Origin of the sequence: Planktothrix sp. FACHB-1355, from assembly GCF_014748295.1 — a bacterium.
In the GTDB taxonomy this organism is placed as follows: domain Bacteria; phylum Cyanobacteriota; class Cyanobacteriia; order Cyanobacteriales; family Aerosakkonemataceae; genus Aerosakkonema; species Aerosakkonema funiforme_A.
This window is the reverse complement of sequence record NZ_JACJUP010000455.1, coordinates 1-4,913: the sequence shown is the minus strand read 5'-3', so window position 1 is coordinate 4,913 and position 4,913 is coordinate 1. Positions and strand designations below refer to the sequence as shown.

Annotated in this window: 3 protein-coding genes; all 3 read right to left on the bottom strand. The window is 44.3% G+C overall.

The genetic code is table 11. The features are described from left to right. Positions 1–425: 425 nt before the first annotated feature. Positions 426–1,310, bottom strand: coding sequence for an Rpn family recombination-promoting nuclease/putative transposase (locus H6S82_RS18230; RefSeq protein WP_190468417.1), 885 nt, complete (start codon positions 1,308–1,310; stop codon positions 426–428). 822 nt (positions 1,311–2,132) lie between these two features. Next, on the bottom strand, positions 2,133–3,521 hold the full coding sequence (locus H6S82_RS18225) for a TIGR03279 family radical SAM protein (RefSeq protein WP_190468420.1): 1,389 nt from the start codon (positions 3,519–3,521) through the stop codon (positions 2,133–2,135). Between the two features lie 78 nt (positions 3,522–3,599). Further along, positions 3,600–4,580, bottom strand: coding sequence for an undecaprenyl-diphosphate phosphatase (locus H6S82_RS18220; RefSeq protein ID WP_190468422.1), 981 nt, complete (start codon positions 4,578–4,580; stop codon positions 3,600–3,602). Between the last annotated feature and the right edge of the window lie 333 nt (positions 4,581–4,913).

Below are 4,913 nucleotides of genomic sequence, written 5' to 3'. Positions count from 1 at the left end.
GTAAAGATGCGTATGGTGCGGTTAACTTGTTCTGGAAAAGAGTAAAAGTCGCGAATGATGTGGATGTAGCCCATTGTGGTTATGGTTATGGTTATGGTTATGGTTGCAAAAGACAGAGGGTTTTTGAATATTAAAGCAGATATATTTGTGGTTTAATCAATTGCGATCGATCTGTTGATTAAGAAAGTAGTTGCCAAAAACTCGTTGCATGATAATTAGAAGATATAGGACTTACGCAGAGGAGTTAAATGTAGGGTGAACTCATGAATTGACCCTACTAAATATAGAAATTTTTTATGAGCGACTGCGTAAGTCTTAATATCAACATACTCGGAGTTAAATTGGCTAAGCAAGCGAACAGGCGATATGCTTCCCCCAAGCTATGCAAAAGTTTTCGCCAGCAACTTGTAAATTCATCAATCGAGCTACAGTATTTGACGCATTTCATCCAGACTGTTCGCCGTCCTGATTGCTGACTGAATCGCCTCTAATTTTGCCACATCTTCAATTTGACGAATTTCTGGCATGAGTTCTAAACTTTGGATGCCGAATTTTAATTCTAAACCCAAAGCAATACCGGAAAGCAGTCCTTGCTGCATACCCTGTTGCATACCCTGCTGCATACCTTGCTGCATACCCTGCTGCATACCCTGCTGCAAAATTTCTTGATACCAGGGTGATTCCCGTAACACTGCCATATCCCACCTCATGATTTGCTGAACTAGAGGAATTTCTAATACGAAGCTAGCAAAAAAGGCCAGTAGGGGTTCTAAATCGCTTAATTCTCGGTCAGTTCGCAAAACCTCCAAAGCTTGTCGGACTGCGGACTCTTGACCGCCTCCCTTGAGTACGGGTACAAAGGGGATAAGGGAGGGAAGGGATTGTTGAAAGGCTATTTCCGCGTCTACTTCCCAGAGGTTAATTACATGATAGTCTTGACGGGCGGTTAAGCCTCTAAATTGGGACTCGTAGCGAGTGGGAATTACTACTGAAGGTGATGGCGCTAGGATATTAATCAGTACCGGATAAGTGGGTTTGTTGTAACGTTCTTCTGCCAGTGCAGCATAAGCTCTCATGCGCTGAGGCATTTGAGATTTGTAACGTAACTGTAACTCGTTGAGTACGAGAAATTCGCCATCTTGGGGAGTATAGGCAGTTACCAGTACATCACTTTCGCGACTTACCCACTGGAATTCCGAGGTGATGATATCTCGCACTTGGACATCGGGAATTTGAGTTACCCATTGTACCCAACGGTCGGGTGCCAGACTAATCAAGCGCTTGCTGCCGATATCGGCTGGTTTAGGCATAAAATATGGGTTTTGTTTTGGATATGGCGATAATTTGCCCTTAGAGCAGTTTATGATTAAATAGGCGATCGCACTTGGCTACTGCTGTGGTATATGAGCGCAGCTGAAAATCAGCCATCCCACACACTGAAGCAGATTTAATTAAATTTAACTAATTAAAAAATAATTAAATATAATTTTTTTTACATATTGGTTTATAATGATCCCAATGTAAAAAATATAACCTGTAGCCATCAGGAGTTTGCGGGAGTGGTGAATCCCTTAGTGGGAAGCTGTTTAATCTGGCAACAAATCATCACTTTTCAATCTCTGGCCTTTTGTAAAGTTTTGTGAGAATTACTGACCCTCACGCATAAAAATTCAAATCCGATCCTGATAAATAAGCAGAGGCGAGTCTGAGGTGTTGAGCCAAAAGGCTTGGACGGGCGGGACGCCCACCCCACAAGAGAGAAGAAATAGAGATTCTTTTTTTGTGGGGTGGGACATAGTTTCCAGTCTCGCTCCTTTCCTCAAACAAATGAATATACCTTTCTTGTGGGGCGGGCGTCCCGCTGGTATAAGCAGGCAAGATGCCTGCTCCACAAGAGAAAGCAACAATTTGTACTTTTGTAGGGCAGGCAAAATGCCTGCTCATTCCCAGAAATAACTTTTAAATATTTGTAGCAAGCAAGATACCTCCTCCACAAGAGAGAAACAGTCAACCGCCCCACCCACTCTTGGGATGGGGCTTGTAACTAACCAGAAAACCTAGCTGAAACATCTGGGTTATTGACCGAACCCTGCTCCTCCGTCTTTTGGGTAGAGGAGAGAAAATAAATTTTTTTACTCTTGTGGGGCAGGCATCTTGCCTGCCTCTTGTGGGGTGGGCATCCTGCCTGCCCCATACCCCACACAACTCTCAATTAAACCCTCAACACCCGACACTGGTAAAATCTTTGTCCCCAACTTATCAGCTAATTCCTCAACTGTCATATCATCCAAAAATTTAGTATCTCCATGCTTCAACATCAAAGCTGGCAATAATATCCCATCTCCCAAATCTTTTCCTTGCAAGTTTTCCAGCAAATCTTGACCGGTGAGCAAACCTGTAACTGTAATACTCTGACCCCAATACCTACTGGGAAAAGCTGCCATATTCACTTGTAATCCTTCCACTTGATTGAGTCGTTGCAAAATCGGTTGAAATGCTAATTCAACTGCGTTTCCCACTACCCAGGTAAATTTTCGCTGTGGGGAAACTTGGAGAGGTAATTTTTGGGCCGCTAACTCAAATTTTCGCAAAAATAGGCGAATGGAACCGACGCCATTATCTATTTGTGGATATTCTTCATAATGAGATTCTGGCGGTAGTTCTTCACCTGCGATTAAAAACCATTCATCGGCTAACCAAACACAATTTGTCCCGTTTTTTTTGCGAAGTTCTGCCTGAAGTTTCTGCACTTGAGAAATTACTTCTCGTGCTTTTTCTGGTGTGACTGGTGTTAATTCATCTTCTGCTGGGCGAAAGCGGGTTAAACCAACGGGGACAACTGCGACAGATGCGACGGCGGGAATTTCTCCTTTGTGGAATTTTGCTAAGTCGCGGAGTGTTGTTTCTAGATGAATGCTGTCATTAATTCCGGGACAAACAACGACTTGGGCGTGTATTTGCAGACGCCGCTTTTTAAACCAGTTTAGCTGTTCTAAAATTTGTCCGGCACGAGGATTTTTGAGGAGGCGAATTCGCACTTCTGGTTCTGTGGCGTGAACAGATACGTAGAGTGGAGATAGGCGCATTTGTTCAATGCGATTCCATTCTTTTTGGGTGAGGTTGGTTAGGGTTAAATAGGAGCCATAAAGGAAACTGAGTCGATAGTCATCATCTTTAAGATAGAGGGATTTGCGTTTGCCGGGTGGCTGTTGATCGATGAAGCAGAAGGGACAGCGGTTGTTGCACTGGATTAAGCCATCGAATAGGGCTGTTTCAAATTCCAATCCTAAGTCTTCGTCGTAGTCTTTCTCAATTTCAATATGATGAGTTTTACCTTTTGCGTCTAATATTTCGAGTTCGAGAAATTCGTCGGCACATAAAAATTTATAGTCGATGAGGTCGCGGGGACGATCGCCATTGATAGAAACGATGCGATCGCCCGCTTCAAACCCAATTTCAGCTGCAATCGAGTTGGGGATAACTTTGGTAATTAAGGCAGGACTAATAGAAGTTTCGCTCATAGGTAATTGTCAGTTGTCAGTTGTCAGTTGCGATCGGTCAGATGTTATTCCACTAAGTACTGATTACTGACTATCCTATTAGCTATTTTGCAGTAATCCAGTGCCGATCGCTCCCAAGATGGCCACGCCAAACAGCAAGCGATACCAAATAAACACCCAGGTACTCTGCGTTTGCAGGAAGCGCAACAACCAGGCGATCGCTAGATATGAGAAAATTGCCGCTGAGATGACGCCAACTATTACCGAAATCAGTCCGGCGTCGCCTAACCCTTGTTTGACGACATCTTTTAGTTCAACCAATCCAGCTAAGGTAATGGCTGGGATACCTAACAAAAAGGAAAATCGCGCCGCCGTTCCTCGTTCTAAACCCATGAATAACCCAGCTGTCAGGGTGGAACCGGATCTCGATACACCGGGAACCAATGCCATTGCTTCTGCTAATCCCATCAATATTCCATCTTTGACTCCCAAGGCGTTAAATTTGCGCTTGCGGGTTCCCAGTTTTTCTGCAATGCCCAGCAACACGGACATGACGATCGAGGCTGTGGCGATTACTGCTAAACTCCGCATAGGTGAGTTATCGAAGTCGGGAATCAGGATTTTGATGAGTAATCCGAAGAAAACAATCGGTATGGTTCCCAGAATAATTCCCAACCCGATTTGAAAGTCTTGGGAATCGTAATCTTTGGTGACGATCGCTTCAATTGCACCGATTGTGATATTTGTCAAGTCTCTCCAAAAATACCACAGCACGGCGGCAATACTACCCAGTTGGATTACGGCTGTAAAGGCGACACCGGGATCTCCCCACCCCAGCACTACAGGTACGACTTTAAGATGAGCCGTACTGCTGATGGGCAAAAACTCGGTTAAACCTTGCACCATACCTAATACGATCGCTTGAATTATATTTACCTGTGCAGCTGGTGGAGTCGCTGCTTCTTCAAGCGTCGCCGCCGCTGAGAGATGTGTGCCCAGAGCGTTTAGAAATAAAGCTAAAAGAGCGCTGGCAGAACTTGTGCCAGCAAAGGTGAAAAGTTGATGTTTTGATAAACCCATGTTTTCTTCTCAGCACACGCGATCGAGCATAGCCTATCTGGGGAGTAGGTAGCCGCTAGTTGTTAATACCCCTACCCCTACTACCAAGTACCCTATTCCCAATCCTGAGAAACTACGATAAAATAAAAAAATGCCCCAGGGGGGGATATTTTTTGTGATATCTTTAATAAGATAAACTTTAGTTACAAAAATTAATAAGACTTTGTTTAACGATACCTTGTCTGCCTTGACATCTGTACCCGCTTCTGTATCGCCAGCCCAATCTGGTGAAAGCTATGCCGCGACTTTCCGGTGGCGAATGGGTTCCAAGAGAGCCTGGTTGCTTTTCGGGGC

Coding starts and splice junctions, on each gene's coding strand:
- H6S82_RS18230 (WP_190468417.1), bottom strand. CDS start 1,310: ATGCCTAAACCAGCCGATATCGGCAGCAAGCGCTTGATTAGTCTGGCA.
- H6S82_RS18220 (WP_190468422.1), bottom strand. CDS start 4,580: ATGGGTTTATCAAAACATCAACTTTTCACCTTTGCTGGCACAAGTTCT.
- H6S82_RS18225 (WP_190468420.1), bottom strand. CDS start 3,521: ATGAGCGAAACTTCTATTAGTCCTGCCTTAATTACCAAAGTTATCCCC.